Genomic DNA, 19,921 nt, shown 5'->3' with positions numbered 1-19,921 from the left:
GCTTTCGGAGATCGACTTCGGCTTTGCTGGCGTGACGCCGGCTTCTTTTTGCGGAACCGCGGATTCGACATCGCGTTTCCAGAATGAAGCCGAAAGTCCACGATGGTGATGATCCTGATTTCCCTGAGCACTCTCGCAGGCCTCGGTATCGTGGCCACAGCCTGCATCCGGGCTAAACAGGCGCTCGTCGATACGGCCCTGGACGAGACGCGCGGCTATTTTTGATCGCCACTTGTCTCTCTGAGCGTGCCCAACTCGAACGGTTGCCCGCTCATCCGTTCGATGCCGGATTGGACAGTTCGTCGATGCACGCGCTAAGCGTCCTCGCAATGGCCGGAACTGTCTGACACTTCGGCGTGATGGATGCGGGGACACGTATGACGGGTTTGATGGCAGGCAAGCGCGGCCTGATTCTTGGGGTCGCCAACGATCATTCCATCGCCTGGGGCATCGCCAAGTCCCTACATGACCACGGCGCGGAACTCGCGTTCACCTATCAGGGGGACGCCCTCGGGCGACGCGTCAAGCCGCTCGCCGCCTCCCTCGGCTCCGACATCGTCATCCCCTGCGACGTGGAGGACATCGCCAGCGTGGACGCGCTGTTCGCCACCGTCGACGAGCGCTTCACCGACGGGATCGATTTCGTCGTCCACGCCATCGGCTTCTCGGACAAGGCGCAGCTCAAGGGGCGCTATGTCGACGTAACCAGCCGCGAGAACTTCTCGCGGACCATGGTGATCTCGTGCTTTTCCTTCACGGAGATCGCGCAGCGGGCGGCCAAGCGCATGCGCCGCGGCGGTTCGATGCTGACGCTCACTTATGGCGGCTCGACCCGGATCATGCCGAACTACAACGTCATGGGCGTCGCCAAGGCCGCACTGGAGGCGTCGGTGCGCTATCTCGCCGGCGATCTCGGCCCGGAGGGGATCCGCGTCAACGCCCTCTCGGCGGGCCCGATGCGGACCCTGGCCGGCGCCGGCATCGCCGATGCGCGCCTGATGTTCAATCACCAGCGCGCCCACGCCCCCCTGCGGCGCACGGTAACGCTGGAAGAGGTCGGCGGGTCGGCCGTCTATCTGCTCTCGGACCTGTCCGGCGGCGTCACCGGCGAGGTCCATTTCGTCGATTCCGGCTACAACATCATCTCGATGCCCCGGCCGGACGTGCTCCAGGCACAGGACGAGGCCGGCGTCGCCGACGCCTGATCCTCCAGGCGGCTCACACGGTGGCGGATTCCGGCGGGTTGCTTTCCACCAGCCCGAGGATGTCGTCCCAGCGGGCCACGAAGGCGGCCACGCAATCCGGGTCGAAATGGGTGCCGGCATGCTCTTCGAGATGCCGGCGCGCGGCCTCCGGGGTCCAGGCCTTCTTGTAGACCCGCTCGGAGATCAGGGCGTCGAACACGTCGGCGACGGCGACGATGCGGCCCGCGAGCGGGATCTGCGTCGTGCTCAATCCCTGCGGATAGCCGCCGCCATCCCAGCGCTCGTGATGGGTCAGGGCGATGTCGGAGGCGAGCTGCAGGAGGTGCGAGGGGCTGTCGTAGAGCATGCGGTAGCCGCGGATCGCGTGGTGCTTCATCTCCTCGCGCTCGCTGTCGCTGAGAGGCCCCGGCTTCATGAGGATGCTGTCGGGGATGCTGATCTTGCCGATGTCGTGCATCGTCGAGGCCAGGGCGATGTCGTTCGCATCCCCCTCCGACAGGCCGAGCCCTTCGGCGATGGCGATGGCGCAGCCGGCGACCCGCGTGAGGTGATCCCCCGCCTGATCGTCGCGGAACTCGGCGGCCAGCATCAGGCGGCGGATGATCTCCCGCTCCCGCGAGGCCGCCTCGGCGCCCGCCCGGTCCACGTCGCGGCACATCGCGACCGATTGCCGGTGGAGGACCTGACGCGCCAGGGCGAGTTCGAGCAGGTTGCAGACGCGGATCTGCAGATCGAGGGGATCGATGGGACCGGTCATCACGTCGGTGGCACCGGCCTCGATCCCCGACCGCCGCAGGGCGGAGGAGGCCCCGAGCAACAGGACCGCCGTGCGGGCATGTCCATCGTGACCGCGCAGGTCCCGGATCACGGTCGGACCATCGATCCCGCTATGGGGATCGTGCATCACGATGATGAGATCGGCCGGGTGAAACAGCTCGTCGCTCGCGGCGGCCTTCGCCCCGGTGACGAGCCGGATGGCGCAATCGAGGCTTCGGAGATTCAGGACGAGATGGACGGGCGCGGAGGCGCAGACGATGGCGATGAGGGCCGAAGCCGTTTCTACGGATGCGGGCATGGCAGGCATCAGGACACGGTCTCTCCCGACCATCGAAAGCCGCGGCGACTGCCGGACGATCCGGAAGACGGGACGCAATTGGGCCAGACCGCGATGGATGCAAGGTCCATCGCCGGCAGGCCGGACACAAGGCTCATAAACGGAAATTGCGGCTGAGGAGCGGGCCTCAGTTCTCTGACTTCGCCGTCGGCCTGCCGTGTCGACTCTCCGCCGTGGCGCGGTATTGCGCGCGATGGGTACGCAAGAGCCACCGATGGCCGGCCGGCGCACTCCCCGTCACCGAGCTGAATTGCGGATGCAATCGATGAAGGCTCGCATCACGGGCCGCATCAGCTTGCGGCTGGGATAGTAGAGAAAGAAGCCGGAGAAGGGATCGCACCAGTCCTCCAACACGCGCACCAACGCTCCGGACTTGATGTTGGCCAGCACCTGTCCTTCGAACGCGTAAGCGAGACCCGCACCCGCCAAGGCCGCATCGACGATCAATCCGTCATCGTTCAACGTGATCGGCCCCTGCATCGCGACCGCCATCGTCGCGCCGTTCTTCTCGAACTCCCAGGTATACAAAGCCCCGCCCGCAAAGCGCCGACGGATACCGACATGATCGGCCAGATCGTGCGGTGTCGTCGGGATCGGATGCGTTTTGAAATAGGCGGACGACCCCACCACCGCCGCGCGCTGACGAGGACCGATCGGGACAGCGATCATATCCTGCTCAAGACTCTCGCCGAACCGCACGCCGGCGTCGAAGCCTCCGGCAACGATGTCGGTCAGCCCGTCCTCGACCAGCATGTCCACCGCCGCGCCGGGATGGTGACGTGTGAAGGCGAGCACCAGCGGCAACAGAACGAGTTCGGCCGCAGAGCGTGGCACCGACAGCCGGATCGTGCCCGTCAATTGATGGCCGGTTTCACCCGCGACTTCCACGGCGTCGGCGATCGAGGCGAGCGCCGGGGCCAAGCCTTCGAGAAGACGGCGACCGGCTTGCGTCGGAGCGACGCTGCGGGTCGTGCGGTCCAACAGCCGAAAGCCGAGGCTCTCTTCCAACCCGCGAACCGCGTGGCTGATCGCCGAGACCGATATCCCCTCCGCACGAGCGGCTCCCCGGAAGCTGCCATGCCTGGCAACCGTAGCGAAAATCGACAGCGCTGGAAGGTCGGCCCGCTTCATTGATGAACATCGTAGAACAGGTCGTTGAAATTGTCGCAGCTTATCGATCAATCCGGCAACCGCTAATTCGAGGCCCTGTTCAACAAGGAGCGATGCCATGGACGATCGTCATCTTGGACCGGATCTCGCCGTGTCGGCATTGGGCCTCGGCTGCATGGGAATGAGCTTCGCCTATGGCGGGCAACCCGAAGCCGAGTCGATCCGCACCCTTCACCGAGCCATCGAACTCGGCGTCACCTTCCTCGACACGGCGGAGGTGTACGGTCCTTACGAAAACGAGGAACTCGTCGGCCGGGCGATCAAGGGGATGCGCGAGCGCGTCGTGATCGCCACCAAGTTCGGCTTCAAGATCAGCGACCAGGGGAGCGGGACGGAGCGGATGATCGGCCTCGACAGCCGGCCGGAGCATGTCCGCGCCGTCTGCGAGGCCTCGCTGAAGCGCCTCGGCGTCGACGTGATCGATCTCTTCTATCAGCACCGCGTCGACCCCGCCGTGCCCATTGAGGAAACCGTCGGCGCCATGGCGGATCTCGTGCGGGCCGGCAAGGTGCGGGCGCTCGGATTGTCGGAAGCCAGCGCTGCCACCATTCGGCGTGCGCACGCCGTGCATCCCATCGCGGCGGTGCAGAGTGAATACTCGCTGTGGAGCCGGGAGCCCGAAGCGGAGGTCTTGCCGACCTGCAGGGAACTCGGCATCGGCTTCGTCCCCTACAGCCCGCTCGGACGCGGCCTGCTGACCGGGTCCATCCGGGACCGCGAGAGCCTAGGCGCGGATGATTTTCGTCGCACGCTGCCGCGGTTCGAGGCGGCGAATCTTTCCGCGAACCGGCCGCTGCTCCATGTCCTCGAAACGATGGCCACCGAGAAGGGCATCACGCCCGCGCAACTCGCGCTCGCGTGGATCCTGCATCAGGGTGATTTCATCGTGCCCATTCCCGGCGCACGCAAAATCAGGCACCTCGAAGAGAACGCGGCCGCAGTGGCGGTGACGCTGTCCAGCGAAGACGCTTCTGCGATCGAGCGGTCGATGCCGAAGGACGCGATCAGCGGCGGCCGCTATACGGCTAACGCACTGGCCTTGGTCGATGGCTGAGTTACAGCCAGCAGGTGGTTGGACACGCCACTGACGGTCGTGTCTTGCCCCGGTACGCCCCCGGGGTCCACATTTCGGCGGCTTCAGAGGGTTATGGCGTACACGGATCGCTCAGCATGGTCGGGCGCGGCGCGCCCGCCGTGTCGCGGCTAGCGTCGGCCCGTCGATCCGAAGCCGCCCTGCCCGCGCCCGGATTGCGGGCCGGGTTCGTCGAGATCAGGGGCGTCGACGATGGTGAAGGCCGGCCGCGTCACGCGGGTGAAGACCAGTTGCGCGATCCTGTCGCCGGGGCGGATGACGATCGTCGCGGCCGGGTCGGCGTTGCGGTTCCAGGCCGAGATCATGAGCGGCCCCTCGTAATCCGCATCGATGACGCCGGTCCCGTTGCCCAGCACCAGCCCTTCGCGGTGACCGAGGCCGGAGCGCGGGAAGACGAGGCCGCACCAGTCCGGATCCCGGATCAGCACACTGAACCCCGCCGGGATCAGGATTGCGGGGGCCTGCGGCGCCAGGGTCACGGGCTCGTCGAGGCAGGCATGGAGGTCGAGTCCCGCCGCCGCCGCCGAGCCCCAGCGCGGAAAGCCCCATTCCCGCAATCTCGGGTCGCGGATTCGCAGATCGACCGCCGGGGGAGCAGTCGGAGGCGCGCCGCTCACGCCGCCCGTGCCGCGATGGCGTCGGCGAGGGCGACGATCCGGGACGCCTCCACGGCATGGAGCCGCTCGATCATCCGGCCACGAAAGGCGATGGCCCCGCGCGTCCGGTTCTCCGGCTCGGCGAAGACGGCGATGATCGCCCGCGCCTCCTCGATCTCGGCCTCCGAGGGACCGAACAGCTCGTTGGCGGTGGCGATCTGGCCGGGATGGATCAGCATCTTGCCGTCGAAGCCGCTGTCGCGGCCCTGCTCGCACTCGGCCCTGAACCCGCTCTCATCGCGAAAGGCATTGTAGATGCCGTCGATCACGTCGACCTCGTAGGCTCGGGCTGCCATGACCACGTTCATCAGCCACGGCATCAGGGCCGGACGGCCCGGCATTCCGAGCCGGACCCGGCTGGACTTGGCGAGGTCGTTCGGCCCGACGAGCAGGCACGACAGGCGCGTATCCACGTCGCGGGCGGCGCTGGCGATCTCGGCGATGTGGAGGATCGCCAACGGCGTCTCGATCATCGCCCAGACGCGGGTATGGTCCGGCGCGCCGAGGCGGCGCAGGCGCGAGCCGACCGCCACGAGGGCATCGGGTCCGGAGACCTTCGGGATCACGATCGCGTCCGGCCCGGCAGGGGCGATGCGCGCGAGATCGGCCTCCCCCCATGGCGTGTCGAGGCCGTTGATGCGGACCACGACCTCGCGCCGCCCGTAGGGCCGGGAAGCCACCGTGGCGGCGACGGCGTCCCGTCCCTCCGCCTTCATTTCGGGGGCGACGCCATCCTCCAGATCGATCATCACGACGTCGGTGGGAAGGCCGCGCGCCTTCTCCAGTACCCGTGGATTGGAGCCGGGCATGGCAAGGACGCTGCGACGCGGACGGATCTCGGTCATGGCGCGGCGATCTCCTGACGCCGTGGCTCGATGCACCGGCCGCCCGGCGATACCGCCGCCCCCCTCCCGTTTCAAGCTCTCACCGCACAGGAAGAGCGATCCGGAATTAGCTTTCGGGGGAGGCCCGGATCTCGTGCAGCCCGGTCCGGTCGCGGAACCAGAACACCCGCTTGAAGGGATCCGCACCCGATTCCGGATAGGACGATGCCAGTCTCCGGGCGAGCATGACCGCCTCGCTCCGGGTCTGGATTGCATGGGCCAGAGTCTTCCAGGAACTCTCGCAGCCCTCGCCGATCTTCCTCACGTAGATCGAATGCGCCATGATTGACCTCCGTCGGATCGAAATCTGATGGAACGATAGATATACATCAAGCCATTATCAAAGGTTTGGTTTGCGGTGACTTTTCGACATGGTTAAGAGATTTTAATAGGATTTCGGATATTTGATTGATCATCGCGCAGCATTTACCCAGACGTCTCTCGGTCTGAAAAACGACGCACGTGACCAATGTCGCCTCAAGTCGGCCCGTGGGTGGAACCGTAGCCACATCTGATGTTTGAGGTATCGTCGACCGCCTCCCAAGAGGTTCCGCAATATCCGTCAGGATTGTTGACCTGTTCATCCGAAGACGGCCGATCGTCCTGCCTTCGCCCCATGAAAGCGGTATCTCGAACACACCAACGACATCGATACCTGCGAGCCCTTGCGGCACGGTCTGTTAGCATTTGACAGAGTATCCCCATCGAAACCGCTCATGTTCGGTGCCGATTCCATGATTCCTTCACCATCGGCATCCGCCGGAACCGACGACCGAACGGCCCCCACGGACGACGCCGAGCGTCTGACCGCTCTGCGCTCCTGCCACGTGATCGGCGCCGCCCCGGATGCCGGCCTCGAACGCATCGTCGCGGTGACGGCGGCGAGCCTCGGCATGCCGATGGCTTGGGTTTCCCTCGTGGACGACGAGGTCTCGTGGCTCGTGGCCCGGATCGGCGTCGATCTTCACCGCCTTCCGCGACACGGCCAGCCCTGCGAGCGCGTCCTCACGCAGTCCGGGATCGTGGTGGTAAACGCGGACGACGAGGGGCTCCTCTTCCGCGACCTGCCGGGCGTCAGGTTCCATGCCGGCGCGCCTCTGATCACGGCCGAGGGGCATTGCATCGGCTCGCTCTGCGTTCTCGACACGAAACCGCGCGACGGTTTCGACGATGCCGAGCGGTCGAAGCTCGCCGCTTTCGCCGGCCTCGTCATGGACCGGCTGGAGATTCGACGGGCGCAACTGGCCAACGCGGCGGCGATCGGCTTCGCTCAGGCCGCCGAATATGCCCTGCTCGTGGTGGACGGGACGGGCACGATCACCTTCTGCAATCCCTCGGCCGAGGCCTTGTTCGGCCATGGCGCGGGCGGGATGGTCGGCCGGCCCGCTGAGATCATCATTCCCGAGCCGCTCCGCGCCGCCCACAAAGCGGGGCTTCGCCGGATCGCCTCCGGGGGGGCGTCACACCTCGCCGGCCGCACCATCGAGCTGACAGCGCTGCACCGCGACGGTCGCACGTTCCCGATCGAGTTCTCGATGTCGATCTGGCAGGGACCCGGCGGGATCGGGATGGGCGCCGTCATCCGCGACATCAGCGAGTGGCGCGCCCGCGACGCCAAGCTGGTTCAACTCGCCCACCACGACAAGCTGACCGGCCTCACCAACCGCGCCCTCTTCGACGAGCGCCTGGACGCCAGCCTTACGACGGACCAGTACGCCACGGTGATGCTGCTCGATCTCGACGGCTTCAAGGAGGTCAACGACAGCCTGGGCCACGCCGTCGGGGACGTGCTGCTCCAGGCCGTGGCGGTTCGGCTGTCGTCCTGGGTCACCGCCCAGATCACGGTGGCCCGGTTCGGCGGGGACGAGTTCGCGCTGCTCCTGCCGGGCCGGGGCAGCCCGCTCGATGCGGGGGCCCTGGCCGCGCAGATCCTGGAGGCGTTCCAGACCCCGTTCCCGGTGGCAGGGCACGTCTTCCATGTGGGTCTCAGCATCGGCGCGGCGATAGGCGGGCCGGGAACCGTCCGGGACGAGCTGATCGCCGATGCGGATCTGGCCCTCTACCAGGCCAAGCGTGACGGACGGCGCTGCTTTCGCCTGTTCGAACAATCCATGCGCAATGCGGTGGTCGCCCGACGGACGCTCCACGACGAGCTGACCCGAGCGGTGGAGCGTGCCGAACTGGTGCTGCACTACCAGCCGCAGGTGGAGCTGGATTCGGGACAGGTCATCGGCGCCGAGGCCCTGCTGAGGTGGCAGCATCCCACCCGCGGCCTGCTCTTGCCGGCCGCCTTCATCGACGCCCTCGAAGCCCATCCCCTCGCCGCCTCCATCGGCCGATGGATCGTCGACGATGCCTGCCGGCAATCCGCGCTCTGGCGCGCCCTCGGCCTGCCTCCCTTGCGGGTCGCCGTGAACCTGTTCGGGGCTCATCTCAGGACGGGACGGCTGGCTCGCGAGGTGATCGGCGCCCTGGAACGCCACGCCTTGCCGCCGAGCCTGCTCGAAATCGAGGTGACGGAGCGGATCGCCCTTCAGACCGACGATTTCCTGCTGGACCCGTTGCGCGAGCTCCATCGGCACGGCGTCTCCATCGCCTTCGACGATTTCGGCACGGGCTATGCCTCGCTGAGTTCGCTCAAGCGTTTCCCGCTGACGCGCCTGAAGATCGACCGCGGCTTCGTGCGGGACATCCTCACGGATCGGCACGACGCGGAGATCGTCCGGGCCGTGCTCGGCATGGCTCAGAGCTTCGGCCTGGATGTCATCGCGGAGGGAATCGAGACGATCGAGCAGGACACGATGCTGCGCATCATGGGCTGCCGCGAGGGCCAGGGCTATCTCTACGGCCGGGCCATGACCGCCGAGGCGCTGGCCGCCCTGGTCATGGGCGGGCGGGTCGAAGGCAGGCGGGGTCCCAGGGCGGCCTGACGAGGCGTCAGAGCGGGCGCGTGCCGCTCGCCTTCTGGAGAAGCCAGCCCTTGGCGCGCTGGATCAGGGCCGGACGGACCCGGGATACGTCCTCGTCATCCACCAGGGGGGACGTCGACAGGGCGGCGAGATAAGCCGCTTCGCTGGCACGGCAGGATTTCACGGCCGACTCGACGGCCAGCGTCCGGCTCGTCACGAGTGCCTGCAAGTCGAAATTCCGATGCAGGCATCCGCGCCAGGAGGCGTGCAGGGCACCGACGTCGGAATTCAGGGCCGAGGCGGGGGCCGTGCAGCACAGGGGCAGGATGGCGGCCAGCAGCAAGGCTGCGGGCGAGCGGCTCAGCTTCGTCATGGCGAGGGATTCCCGAACCCGGCAACCCTCACCCGCACGCGCTTAACAAGTCGCTAATGTATCGCCTTTGATGCGATCTCCCTCCGGGACGGCTCGTCCCAGCGAATCCCGCTCCTAGCGGTTGGCTGTGGTCACCGGCGACGCGGCACGGCCGAGGGACACCCAGGCCATGGCATTCTGGCTCTCGCGTTTGATGAAAGTGTAGCCGGTCTGGCGCCAGGGCAGCACGCTGTTGGTCTTGTTGTCGAGGATGAGGTCGCCCCGGTCGGTGATCAGGGTGAGGACGGCATGACCCTCCCCCTTCTCGTCGATGACCACCGTCATCCGCATGGCCCGGCGCGGCAGGCCGGCCTCGGCGAGGAGCTTGCGCTTCAGGAGCTGGAAATCCTCGCAATCGCCGGCACCGGATTCGGCCAGATCCCAGCGGTCGGCCATGCCGAGCTGGTCCATGTCGGTGACGGCACGGATGGACTTGTTCACGCGGCGGTTCACCGAGACGATGGTGTTCCAGACGCCCGGCGTCAGGCTGATCGTCGCGGGCTCCGAGACATTCACCGCGCATTCGGAGGCGTAGGTCTCGCAGAAGGTAACCCAAGCGCTGATCGGGCGGGCGGCACCGGTGGTGGAGATGGTGCTCGCCACGCTGGGGAGCGAGGCCAGGGTCTGAGCGGAGGCGAGGTTCGGCATGGCGGCGAGGGACGCGACCGCCAGACCGGAGAGCAGACCCAAACCACCGATGCCGCGCTTGAGGGCGTGCACCGCATCGTGGAACTTCGAAATCGCGATCCGCATGGCCGCCGCTCGTCTCGTTAATCTGTTGTTAACGAACGTCTCACGGCCACGTTGGATCGGCAATCGTCGGGTTAATAAAAGGTTAACGCTGTGGATTTCGGGGCATGATTGCGGAAACGGGAGATCGTTGCCCCGGCGCCACGCCGAACCGCACCAGCCGACTACGACGGGTTCGGCGGGGACACGAGCCACCACGCGGGCGGATGGTGATGAGGCCGGCTCACCACCGTCCGGTCTCAAGCCTCCGAGACGTCCTGGCTGATCCCGAGGGCGGCGAGCCCTTCGTCGAGGAGATCACCCGCATCGGGCGAGGCCATGATCTCGTGCAGCGCGCCCTCGCCCACCGCCTCGCGTTCGCGGGCGAAGCGCACGGCCTCACCCCATTCCTCCGCCTCCATGTCGCCGCGCCCGACATAGAGAAGGGCGAGGAGATTGGCCCGCTCGTCGTCGTTGAGGCCGGAGATCATCGAACGGACCTCCGATTCCGTGGCATCGTCGGTGCCCGACGTGAGCACGTCGGTGGAGCCGTCATCGATCGGGTTGGAGCCCGAATCGGGGTCGGTGGCACCCTCCTTCACGTCGAGCGCCCTGACCCGGAGGATGATCTCGGTGACCTTGTCGACGGCGATGTCCATGGAACGATCCTGTGAAGCGTGCCGCCGGCGGCGGCGTTATCCGGTGCGACGGGACGGCCCTCGAAGCCGGCCGTCCGTGAGCAGCATCAACCCGCCAGAGCCGTCGCGGTTCGCGGGGCTCGCATGACGCGCTGGATCGCCGGACTCGACGGCTGCCGCGGCGCCTGGGCCGGAGCCCTCCTCGATCTCGACGATCCCGGCCGCTACCGCGCCGGGCGCTTTGCCCGCGTCTCCGATATCTTGGACGGGCCGGAATCCCCGGTCTGCGTCGGGATCGACGTCCCGATCGGCCTGCCCGACCGCGTCGAGGGCGGCGGCCGGGTCGCCGACCGCGCGGCCAGGGCCTATCTCGCTGGCGGGCGATCCAGCGTCTTCCCGGTGCCGCCACGGGCAGCGGTCCATGCCGGCAGCTACGAGGAGGCCAAGGCGCTCTCCCGCGCCGCCAGCGTCCCTCCCTTCGCACCCTCGATCCAGTGCTGGAACATCACCCGCTACATCCGCGAGGTGGATGACCTGCTACTGGCGCGGCCGCCGCTGCGCGAGCGGGTTCACGAGGTTCACCCGGAAGTGGCGTTCCGCCGCCTCAACGGCGACCGTCCGCTGGCATCGGCCAAGAAGGGGCCGGGGCGTCGGGAAGGGCTGAAGGAGCGCCGCGCGCTCCTGCGAAGAGCCGGTCTACCCGCGATGCTGGTGGACGCAGGCAGATCGGCGGGCGTGGGGGCCGACGATCACCTCGACGCCCTCGCCGCCCTGGTCGTCGCCCGCGACATCGTCCTCGGACGCGCCATCCCGATGCCCGACCCGCCGGGACGCGACCGTCACGGCCTGCCCGTGGTGATCTGGGCGCCTGCTGGCGAGGGTCCGATTCCCTGCTAGACCGTCGTCATGATTCGTCCCTCGTCGACCCAGCCCCCCGAACCTGAGTCCAGCCAAGGGTCCGGTGCGCCTCCCCTGCGCCACGTCGCCCGTGCCCTCGTCTTCGACCCGCAGGACCGGCTGCTCCTGATCGCCTACGAGGCGCAACGCCCCATCGATCCATCGAGGCCGGAGGAGCGGACCTTCTGGTTCATGCCCGGTGGCGGGCTGGAGCCCGGCGAAAGCCACGCGCAAGCCTGCCTTCGGGAACTCGGCGAGGAAATCGGGGTTTTCGATGCCGAGATCGGGCCGCAGGTCGCTGCCTGCGACGGTCCGTTCTTTCTGTTCCCGAAGCCGCGTGATGCCCGCGAACGCTATTTCGTCGTGCGTCTGCCCAGCGACGAGGTCGATACCAGCCGCCTCGCCGAGACCGAGGACAGCACGGTCCTCGGCACGCGCTGGTGGACGCTCGACGAGTTGGAGGCCAGCGGTGAGCGGATCGAGCCCGCGGGCCTCGCTCGCCTGGCCAGACGCATCGCGTCGGGCGAGCGGCCCGAGCCGCCCGTCACCCTGACCTGGCATCAGGTGTGACCCCGCACTGGGCCACCGGCCCGAGACTGGGCCAGATAGGGCCTCGGAACCAGATACGGCACAGGTCTCGCTAGTCGAGGCTGAATGTCGAGAACCGGGTTGTCACGGCGACCCCCAACAACAACGCTCAAGGAAGGAAAACGCATGTTCCCACAAAAGCTGACCTCAGGATACCGGTCGTTCCTCGATGGACGCTTGTCCCACGAGGCCAAACGCTACGCCGCCCTGGCACAAGGGCAGAGCCCGGAAGTCTTGCTGATCGGCTGCTGTGACAGCCGCGTTTCGCCGGAAGTCATCTTCGATACCGGACCGGGCGAACTCTTCATCATCCGCAACGTGGCCAACCTCGTTCCCCCCTTCGAGGAGGGCGGCGAGTATCACGGCACCTCGGCGGCCATCGAGTTCGCCGTCCAGGCCCTGGAAGTGAAGCACATTGTCGTTCTGGGCCACGCCACCTGCGGCGGCATCAAGGCCTACGCAAACCCGCCAGGCCCGCTCTCGACGAGCGACTTCATCGGCAAATGGGTCTCCCTGGTGAAGGGCGCCGAGGAGAAGCTCAAGGTGCAGAAGGGACCGGACCACCTGACGCGCCTCGAATACGCCACCGTGGCGCAGAGCCTCGAGAACCTGATGACGTTCCCCTTCGTGCGCGAGCGCGTCGCCGATGGGCGTCTGGCGCTCCACGGCGCACATTTCGGCATCGCCCATGGCGAGCTTCTCCTGCGCAATCCCGAGACGGGTGATTTCGAGCCCGCCGTCGATGGCGGCGGAAAGACGATGACCCCGGCCTCCCTGATGCACAGCAGCGAAGTCTGATCGCATCGGCCCACATATCCTGAGCCCCCGTATCCTGCCGGATACGGGGGCCATCACCCGATCCGGTGAGATGCACGCAAAAACATAACGCCGGGCCTCATCGGCCCGGCGATTTTTCGTGCATCCGTTCCACCGCCGGCCCATCGACCGGCGGTGGGTTTCAACCCCTTAGCGGGCGCCGGGGAGGCGCTGCGCCATCTGGTAATGCTGCTGGAGCACCGGCAGCGCCTGTTCGGCATGGGCGCGCAGGGCCGGGTTCGTGCCGGTCTGGGCGTAGGACTGGTACATGCCGATGGCCGCCTCGTGCGACCGCACCTGGATCTGGCCGTAGAGACGGTCGAAGCGCGGGCCGGCCGGAGCGGCGGCGAGCTCGGAGAGCATGGCCTGCTGCTGCGGATCGACCGGGACCATGGTGGTGCCGGCGGTGGTGTCGACATCGCCGTTGAAGGCCTGGCTGCCGGCGGCGGCGCCACGGCTCGCGCCGCTGCCGATCCCCTCGACGGCGCCGACAGGGCCGCCGCTGAGCGTACCGGCCACGACGCCCGTGGCGGCACCCGTGGCCGCGCCCACCGCGCCGCCGGCAATCGCCAAGGGCGCGCCGATCAGGCCGCCGGGACCACCGTTGCCGGCATAGGTCCGCTCGCCGCCGGCCAGGGCCACGTTCGCGGCCCGGTGGTCACGCACGGCGTCACGGGCGAAGCGGATGACCTGCGGATTGCGGCTCTTCGACAGCGCGATCTGGCTCGACTGGACCTCGAACGCATTGGCCTGCATCGCCTGGAGCCGGAAATCGCCGGACATGGTCTGGGCGGCGGCGGGGGTCGCCATGACGACGGCAATGGCGGACAGCGCAACGTACTTATTCATGATTCTGACCTCTGGATATGATCTTGAAAACGCAAAGGCGGCGGACCGGACCACATCTCTGCGGATCGGCGTATCCGACAACGCCACGTTTGCCGGACAACGACAGCCCCTCCATTGGGTTCCCGAAGAATGTCATCGTAATGCGGGCCATTCTACTGATATCGGCCGGATCACGGCGATGATCGGCACGGCTCTATAGCCAAGCTTCACCTGTCGTTTTAGCCTCGCCGGCTCGTCGTAGGCACGGATTCACGGCGTGACCCGCGAAGGCCGCAGAAAAGCGTGGGTTGACGACGAGCCGGAGTTTTCGGGAACGCGAAACCGCACTAGCCTGCCCGTCGGCGGCGATGATGTGGATGGAGGCTCCCGGCGATGAAGACCCTGCTCGTTCCGGTGGCGCTCCATGACGCGCTGCCCTCCGTCTTCGCGACCACGCTCCTGGTGGGACGCCGCTTCGGCAGCCTGATCGAGGGTGTGTCCCTGCGTCCGGCCCTCGCCGAATACGTTCCGGTGGACATGGTCGGCGGCATGACGTGGCTGCGCGACGAGGAGGCCGACAAGGCCGAGGCCGAGGATGCCGGCAAGCGCTTCGTCGATTTCCTCGCCGGCGCCGGCATTCCCGTCGCCACGGAAGGGCCGTGCACCCCCGAATTCGTGGCCGCCGCCGGAACCCGCTACCGCTGGCGCCCGGACGTGCCGGCGGGCGACGCCTTCCTCGGACATTACGCCCGCCTGTTCACCGCCACCGTGGTGGGCCGGCCCGGGTCCGGGGATGGCGCCCCGCGCATGACCACGTTCGAGACGGCCCTGTTCGAGAGCGGCCGGCCGATCCTGCTGGCGCCCCCCACTCCTCCGACGAGCCTCGGCGAGGCGATCCTGATCGCCTGGAACGGGTCGAGCGAGACCGCGCGGGCCGTGGCCTTCGCCATGCCCTTCCTGCGCAAGGCCTCGCGTATCCGCGTCGTCAGCGCGGAGGGCGGCATGGTACCTGGGCCGAGCGCGGAGGATCTGGCCAGAGCGCTCGCCTGCGAAGGCATCTTCGCGGACCACAAGGCCTTCACCGAAGGCCGGCGCACACCCGGCGAGGTCTTCCTCAACGAGGCGCAGGAATTCGGCTGCGATCTCCTGATCAAGGGTGCCTATACCCAGAGCCGCCTGCGCCAGATGATCTTCGGAGGCGCCACCAGCCACGTGCTGGCCCATGCCACCATGCCGATGCTGATGGCCCACTGACAGACCCACGATAGCGCGCAATTGATTTGTGCGCATACGAACCCGATGCCACATCGCGCGTTGTCCGAGCGCTTCCCGCCGTGCAGGCGGAAGCGTCCGGCGAGGGTCCCGACAGCCGGGATCGCTCCAGCGCAAGGCATTCCATGACACGACGGATCATCGCGGCCGCCACCCTGTGCGTCGGCCTGTCCTCCGGCCTGCCCGTCCTGGCCGATTCTCCACTGGTCCGCGTGCGCGGAACGATCGAATCCGTCGCGGCCGATCACGTCACGATCAAGCCCCGCATCGGTCAGGCCGTCTCGGTGAAGTTCGCCGATGCGATGAGGGTGGCCGCCGCCAGCAAGGCCGAGATCGGCGACATCAAGCCCGACAGCTACGTCGGCACAGCCGCGACGCCCCAGGCCGATGGCACCCTCAAGGCCCTCGAAGTCGCCGTCTTCGCCCCGAGCATGCGCGGCACGGGCGACGGCCATTATCCGTGGGACCTCGAGAAGGAGAACACGATGACGAACGGCGCCGTGGGCGCCCTCGCGGGCACGACCGGCCGCACGATCACCGTGACCTACAAGGGCGGCGAGAAGACCATCACGGTCCCCGAGGACGTGCCGATCGTCTCCCTCAACCCCTCCGACACATCCGTCATCAAGGTCGGCGCCCGCGTGGTGGCGATCACCAAGGCGGATGCCGCCGGCACGATGGTCGCCGACAGGATGATCGTCGGCGAGAACGGCACCGTCCCGCCCATGTAGGCGGCAGCCCCGCGAACACACCCTTCCGGGGCGGCGGCGCAGCCCCGGCACCGGGGCCGGATTCTATCACTCCGCCCCGACCACAACGACGCCGAACCATCGAGGAACCGCCATGCTGAAATCCTTCCTGACGACGCTCACCCTGACCCTCGCCGTGACGGCCACCGCCGCCCAGGCCGACGACATCACGCGCTATCGCGGCACCATCGAGAAGGTCGACGGCGCGGCCGTGACGATCAAGCCGCGCGTCGGCGAGGCACTGACGGTCAGCATGGCACCCGACGTGAAGGTGCTGGCGGCCTCCACCGGCAAGATCACCGACATCAAGCCCGACAGCTACATCGGCACCGCGGCGATCCCGCAGCCGGACGGTTCGCAGAAGGCGCTCCAGGTCACCGTCTTCGCCTCCTCCCTGCGTGGCACGGCGGACGGTCATTACCCGTGGGATCTCGGCTCCAACTCCACCATGACCAACGGCGCCATCGGCACCATCTCCGGCACCGAGGGGCGGACCCTGCTGGTCAAGTACCAGGGCGGTGAGAAGAAGGTGAATGTTCCGGACGACGTGCCGGTGACCCTGGTCGATCCGGGTGACAAGTCCATCGTCGTCGACGGCGCGAAGGTCGTGGCCTTCACCAAGAAAGGCACGGACGGCAAGCCCACCGCCGTGATCCTCATCGTCGGCCGCAACGGCACCGTCCCGTCGATGTGAATGAGGCAACGTCGACGAAGCCATTCACAAGCCTCGTCGGCCGCATTCCCCGCCCAGACACCTCATCTTGAGGTGCCGCAAAGCGGCCTCGAAGGAGCCCTCCGGAACGCACAGCGACATCTGGAGATCTCCTTCGAGGCCTTCACTTCGCTCCGGCGCCTCAGGATGAGGTCGCGGATGGGAGCAGGGACCGAGACGCCACCGCTCATAGGATGTTCTGGATGACCGTCTCCTCGAACACGCAGTTTCGCATCACGGTGATCCACCCGCTCATCGTGCGCGTGACCCACTGGATCAATGCGGTCGCGGTGTTCTGCATGCTGTTCAGCGGCTGGGCGATCTACAACGCCTCGCCGTTCTTCCCCTTCGTCTTCCCGAAATGGGCGACCCTCGGCGGATGGCTGGGAGGGGCGCTCGCCTGGCACTTCGCCGCCATGTGGTTGTTCGCCCTGAACGGCCTCGCCTACGTCCTCTATGGCCTGTTCGCACGGCATTTCGCCAGATCGTTCCTGCCGCTGAGCCCGAGGGCGTTCTGGCGCGACGCCGCCGACGCCGTCAGGCTCCGCCTCGCCCACCGGATCGGCGAGTACAACGCGGTGCAGAGGGTCGCCTATCTGGTGGCGTTCCTTCTCGGCATCCTCCTCGTCGCCTCCGGCCTCGCTCTGTGGAAACCGGTCCAGTTGCAGGGACTCGCTGCTTTGTTCGGCGGCTATGAATGGGCGCGGCGCGTGCATTTCCTCGCCATGTCCGGCCTCGTCGGCTTCATCCTGCTCCATCTCGCGCTCGTCATCCTGGTGCCGCGCACCCTCGTGGCGATGGTCACAGGCCGCGCCCGCATTCCCGTGGACCCCGTGGAGACGCGCTCATGAGCCGTGACGAGACTGAGGCGAACCGCCTGCGCGCGCTTCGCCGGGAGATCCAGCCGGAACTGGTGAAGCTGGAGCGCCGCCTGTTCCTGCGCTCGGGCCTGTCTCTCGGAGCCCTGTCGCTGCTTTCGGGCTGCGACCTCTCCACCGGCACCAACGGCACGCTGATCGACCGCACGCTGTGGGCGATGTCGCGTGCCAACGACCGGGTCCAGGCCTGGCTGTTCGACCCGAACAAGTTGGCACCGACCTATCCGGCGAGCATGATCGACACGCCGTTCCGCTTCAACGCCTACTACCCGCCGGACAACATCCCCGAGATCGACGAGGCGACCTGGAAGCTCGACGTGTCGGGCCTCGTCGCCGACAAGACGCCCTGGACCTTGCAAAAGCTGCGCGCCCTGCCGCAGGAGAGCCAGATCACCCGTCACATCTGCATCGAGGGCTGGAGCCAGATCGGCCAGTGGAGCGGCGTGCCGCTGAAGGCCTTCCTGGAGCGGGTCGGGGCCGACCTCACCGCGAAGTATGTCGGCTTCAAATGCGCAGACCGCTATTACGGCAGCCTCGACATGCCGAGCGCCCTCCATCCGCAGACGGTGCTGGCCCTGGATTTCGGCGGTAGCGCCCTGCCTCTCGAATACGGCTACCCCCTCCGGGTGCGCGTGCCGACGAAGCTCGGCTTCAAGAACCCCAAGCACATCGTCTCTGTCTTCGTGACCAACGACTATCCCGGCGGCTACTGGGAGGACCAGGGCTACAACTGGTTCAGCGGAATCTGACCGGGGTCAGACACCGGCGATGCCGGCCCCGGAGGCCGATGGCCGGGAATCGAAGCGGAAGGACAAGCCTGCTCCCCGCACCGGACTCGAGGGAAGGATCTTTCGGGAAGCGCCTGGTCTTTGAAAATCACTCTCGTTGACCCGAACGAGCCAAGATATGCACAATGCAGGGAGACAAAAGAAAGAACCGCCTGCCTGCACCATGCCTCCCGAGACAGGTTTGTCCGCAGGCAATGCTTGGATTGGAAATCCGTGTCGTTACGCCTTGGACTGTTACCCTCAGACGTGACGATCCACCCGGCGCATGCCGAGTGTACGCCTCGCCTCGCACGAATGCCGATACTCGGCGAAAGCTCATAGGTTCGACCCATGAGACGAGCGTTTCGAGGCATGTGAGGTCCTGACCGGCATTGGCCGACAGGCGCACGGACGATCCCCCAACACTGAAAAACGATACCCGGAGGAGGGAACGATGGTTCTCGGAGATCAGGTCGTGTTCGCGAGACTCGATGTCGCCGAGGCGCTGGGCATCTGGCGTCACGCCACGGGGCGTATCGTCGACATCGTATCCGGCCCCGACGGGGCAGAGGCGGTGAACGTCCAGTTCGAGGGCCACGGCCTGCTCGTCGGCTACATCGCGACGCTGTTCCAACGCATCGGCTGAGCGCGCGGTCTGCGGGGGTAAAGGCAGGCTCTCGCGAGCCGGGCGCGAGGAGTGGAAGACCGATCATGACAGCGGGCAGCCTGGCGACGCGCAGCGTTCCCACCAACATCCTCCGTCCGCCCCTGCGCACCGTGAGCCAGACCACCGTCGAAGCCGACCTCTGGCGTGCCATGCGCGCCGAGGCCGAAGCCGCGTTGATCGAAGAGCCGCTCTATGCCGGCATCATCCAGGCGACGGTCCTGGATCAGCCGAGCCTGATCCATGCCCTCGCCTACCGGCTCGCCCATCGCCTCGGCGACGGCGATCTCTCCCGCCTGTCCACCCGCGACCTCTGCCTCGCCGCCTTCCAGGCGGACCCGCATGCGGGCGGTCACGCGGTCCGCGACATCGTCGCCATCCGCGAGCGCGACCCCACCTGCCGCCGCTATCTCGATCCCTTCCTGTTCTACAAAGGGCTGGCCTCTCTGGAGGGCTACCGGGTGGCCCATTGGCTTTGGCACCAGGGCCGCGCCACCCTGGCGCTGCATATCCAGAGCCGGATCTCGGAGGTGTTCGGGGCCGACATCCATCCCGCCGCGCGAATCGGCTCGGGCGTGTTCATCGATCACGCCACCGGCGTCGTCATCGGCGAGACCACGGTGATCGCCGACGATGTCTCGATCCTGCAATCGGTGACCCTCGGGGGCAACGGCAAGGAAAGCGGCGACCGCCATCCGAAGATCGAACGCGGGGTCCTTCTCAGCGTCGGCGCCAAGGTGCTGGGCAATATCCGGGTCGGCGAGGGCGCGAAGGTCGCCGCCGCCGCCGTGGTGCTGCACGACGTGCCCGCCCACACCACCGTCGCGGGCGTGCCGGCCCGCGTCGTGTCGCGCATCAGCCCCACCGAGGACCCCGCCCTCAGCATGGACCAGTTTTTCGGTGACGGGATCTAGGGACGATTTTTCAACTCTTCTTCTCC

23 protein-coding genes are annotated in these 19,921 nt (G+C 67.2%); 14 read left to right on the top strand and 9 right to left on the bottom strand.

The annotated features are described in order from the left end of the window. Window positions 1-102 precede the first annotated feature (102 nt). Complete coding sequence (locus ASF08_RS25950) at window positions 103-225, top strand: hypothetical protein (RefSeq protein WP_018045384.1); 123 nt, start codon at window positions 103-105, stop codon at window positions 223-225. A 152-nt stretch (window positions 226-377) separates the two neighbouring features. Then, entirely contained in the window at window positions 378-1,205 is an 828-nt protein-coding gene (gene fabI / locus ASF08_RS00255; RefSeq protein ID WP_056139840.1) for an enoyl-ACP reductase FabI, read from the top strand. 13 nt (window positions 1,206-1,218) lie between these two features. Here the strand turns inward: fabI and ASF08_RS00250 are convergent, their stop codons facing one another. After that, window positions 1,219-2,280, bottom strand: a complete 1,062-nt coding sequence (locus ASF08_RS00250; protein WP_018045386.1) for an HD-GYP domain-containing protein — start codon at window positions 2,278-2,280, stop codon at window positions 1,219-1,221. Between the two features lie 276 nt (window positions 2,281-2,556). Beyond that, the gene (locus tag ASF08_RS00245; protein ID WP_056139837.1) at window positions 2,557-3,450 is read right to left on the bottom strand and encodes a LysR family transcriptional regulator; all 894 of its coding nucleotides are present in this window, start codon (window positions 3,448-3,450) and stop codon (window positions 2,557-2,559) included. A 97-nt stretch (window positions 3,451-3,547) separates the two neighbouring features. Here ASF08_RS00245 and ASF08_RS00240 point away from each other — a divergent pair, with 97 nt between their 5' ends. Next, on the top strand, window positions 3,548-4,543 hold the full coding sequence (locus ASF08_RS00240) for an aldo/keto reductase (RefSeq protein ID WP_056139834.1): 996 nt from the start codon (window positions 3,548-3,550) through the stop codon (window positions 4,541-4,543). Between the two features lie 149 nt (window positions 4,544-4,692). Here ASF08_RS00240 and dut read toward each other — a convergent pair whose 3' ends face one another. From dut to ASF08_RS00225, 3 genes are all read right to left on the bottom strand, one after another. Continuing rightward, the gene (gene dut / locus ASF08_RS00235; RefSeq protein ID WP_056139831.1) at window positions 4,693-5,199 is read right to left on the bottom strand and encodes a dUTP diphosphatase; all 507 of its coding nucleotides are present in this window, start codon (window positions 5,197-5,199) and stop codon (window positions 4,693-4,695) included. Beyond that, window positions 5,196-6,083, bottom strand: coding sequence for an HpcH/HpaI aldolase/citrate lyase family protein (locus ASF08_RS00230; protein ID WP_056139828.1), 888 nt, complete (start codon window positions 6,081-6,083; stop codon window positions 5,196-5,198). Before ASF08_RS00230 ends, dut begins: the two co-directional genes overlap by 4 nt. Before the next feature lie 106 nt (window positions 6,084-6,189). After that, window positions 6,190-6,405, bottom strand: a complete 216-nt coding sequence (locus tag ASF08_RS00225) for a hypothetical protein (RefSeq protein ID WP_018045391.1) — start codon at window positions 6,403-6,405, stop codon at window positions 6,190-6,192. A gap of 451 nt (window positions 6,406-6,856) precedes the next feature. Here ASF08_RS00225 and ASF08_RS00220 point away from each other — a divergent pair, with 451 nt between their 5' ends. Beyond that, window positions 6,857-9,052: a putative bifunctional diguanylate cyclase/phosphodiesterase gene (locus ASF08_RS00220; protein WP_244474407.1), complete on the top strand. Its 2,196-nt coding sequence runs from the start codon at window positions 6,857-6,859 to the stop codon at window positions 9,050-9,052. A 7-nt stretch (window positions 9,053-9,059) separates the two neighbouring features. Here the strand turns inward: ASF08_RS00220 and ASF08_RS00215 are convergent, their stop codons facing one another. From ASF08_RS00215 to ASF08_RS00205, 3 genes are all read right to left on the bottom strand, one after another. Then, the gene (locus ASF08_RS00215; RefSeq protein ID WP_056139821.1) at window positions 9,060-9,404 is read right to left on the bottom strand and encodes a hypothetical protein; all 345 of its coding nucleotides are present in this window, start codon (window positions 9,402-9,404) and stop codon (window positions 9,060-9,062) included. Between the two features lie 114 nt (window positions 9,405-9,518). After that, complete coding sequence (locus ASF08_RS00210; RefSeq protein WP_056139818.1) at window positions 9,519-10,196, bottom strand: transglutaminase-like cysteine peptidase; 678 nt, start codon at window positions 10,194-10,196, stop codon at window positions 9,519-9,521. Window positions 10,197-10,432: 236 nt separating this feature from the next. Beyond that, window positions 10,433-10,831 carry a DUF3775 domain-containing protein gene (locus ASF08_RS00205; RefSeq protein WP_018045395.1) on the bottom strand — a complete coding sequence of 133 codons (399 nt, stop codon included), beginning with the start codon at window positions 10,829-10,831 and terminating at the stop codon, window positions 10,433-10,435. A 123-nt stretch (window positions 10,832-10,954) separates the two neighbouring features. Here ASF08_RS00205 and ASF08_RS00200 point away from each other — a divergent pair, with 123 nt between their 5' ends. The 3 genes from ASF08_RS00200 to ASF08_RS00190 all read left to right on the top strand — a co-directional run bounded on the left by ASF08_RS00200 (window position 10,955) and on the right by ASF08_RS00190 (window position 13,093). Next, window positions 10,955-11,707, top strand: coding sequence for a DUF429 domain-containing protein (locus ASF08_RS00200; protein ID WP_056139815.1), 753 nt, complete (start codon window positions 10,955-10,957; stop codon window positions 11,705-11,707). 9 nt (window positions 11,708-11,716) lie between these two features. Next, window positions 11,717-12,277, top strand: coding sequence for an NUDIX hydrolase (locus ASF08_RS00195; protein ID WP_082472992.1), 561 nt, complete (start codon window positions 11,717-11,719; stop codon window positions 12,275-12,277). A gap of 144 nt (window positions 12,278-12,421) precedes the next feature. After that, a complete protein-coding gene (locus ASF08_RS00190) occupies window positions 12,422-13,093 on the top strand; it encodes a carbonic anhydrase (protein WP_026176208.1) in 672 nt (223 codons plus the stop codon). Between the two features lie 168 nt (window positions 13,094-13,261). Here the strand turns inward: ASF08_RS00190 and ASF08_RS00185 are convergent, their stop codons facing one another. Next, window positions 13,262-13,963: a DUF4142 domain-containing protein gene (locus ASF08_RS00185; RefSeq protein ID WP_026176209.1), complete on the bottom strand. Its 702-nt coding sequence runs from the start codon at window positions 13,961-13,963 to the stop codon at window positions 13,262-13,264. 369 nt (window positions 13,964-14,332) lie between these two features. Between ASF08_RS00185 and ASF08_RS00180 the strand changes: the two genes are divergently transcribed. The 7 genes from ASF08_RS00180 (at window position 14,333) to cysE (ending at window position 19,895) form a co-directional block, all read left to right on the top strand. Next, on the top strand, window positions 14,333-15,193 hold the full coding sequence (locus tag ASF08_RS00180; protein ID WP_056139812.1) for a universal stress protein: 861 nt from the start codon (window positions 14,333-14,335) through the stop codon (window positions 15,191-15,193). Between the two features lie 143 nt (window positions 15,194-15,336). Beyond that, entirely contained in the window at window positions 15,337-15,942 is a 606-nt protein-coding gene (locus tag ASF08_RS00175) for a hypothetical protein (RefSeq protein ID WP_056139809.1), read from the top strand. Window positions 15,943-16,054: 112 nt separating this feature from the next. Continuing rightward, window positions 16,055-16,654 (top strand): hypothetical protein, encoded by a 600-nt coding sequence (locus ASF08_RS00170; RefSeq protein WP_056139807.1) that lies wholly within the window; start codon window positions 16,055-16,057, stop codon window positions 16,652-16,654. Between the two features lie 212 nt (window positions 16,655-16,866). Next, window positions 16,867-17,523, top strand: a complete 657-nt coding sequence (locus ASF08_RS00165; RefSeq protein ID WP_018045403.1) for a cytochrome b/b6 domain-containing protein — start codon at window positions 16,867-16,869, stop codon at window positions 17,521-17,523. Further along, window positions 17,520-18,299, top strand: coding sequence for a molybdopterin-dependent oxidoreductase (locus ASF08_RS00160; protein ID WP_056139803.1), 780 nt, complete (start codon window positions 17,520-17,522; stop codon window positions 18,297-18,299). Before ASF08_RS00165 ends, ASF08_RS00160 begins: the two co-directional genes overlap by 4 nt. A 472-nt stretch (window positions 18,300-18,771) precedes the next feature. Next, on the top strand, window positions 18,772-18,963 hold the full coding sequence (locus tag ASF08_RS00155; RefSeq protein ID WP_018045405.1) for a hypothetical protein: 192 nt from the start codon (window positions 18,772-18,774) through the stop codon (window positions 18,961-18,963). Window positions 18,964-19,028: 65 nt separating this feature from the next. Beyond that, a complete protein-coding gene (gene cysE, locus ASF08_RS00150; RefSeq protein WP_018045406.1) occupies window positions 19,029-19,895 on the top strand; it encodes a serine O-acetyltransferase in 867 nt (288 codons plus the stop codon). Window positions 19,896-19,921: the final 26 nt, after the last annotated feature.

The sequence above is a fragment of the Methylobacterium sp. Leaf85 genome (assembly GCF_001422125.1).
In the GTDB taxonomy this organism is placed as follows: domain Bacteria; phylum Pseudomonadota; class Alphaproteobacteria; order Rhizobiales; family Beijerinckiaceae; genus Methylobacterium; species Methylobacterium bullatum.
This window is presented reverse-complemented; position numbering and strand designations above follow the sequence as displayed.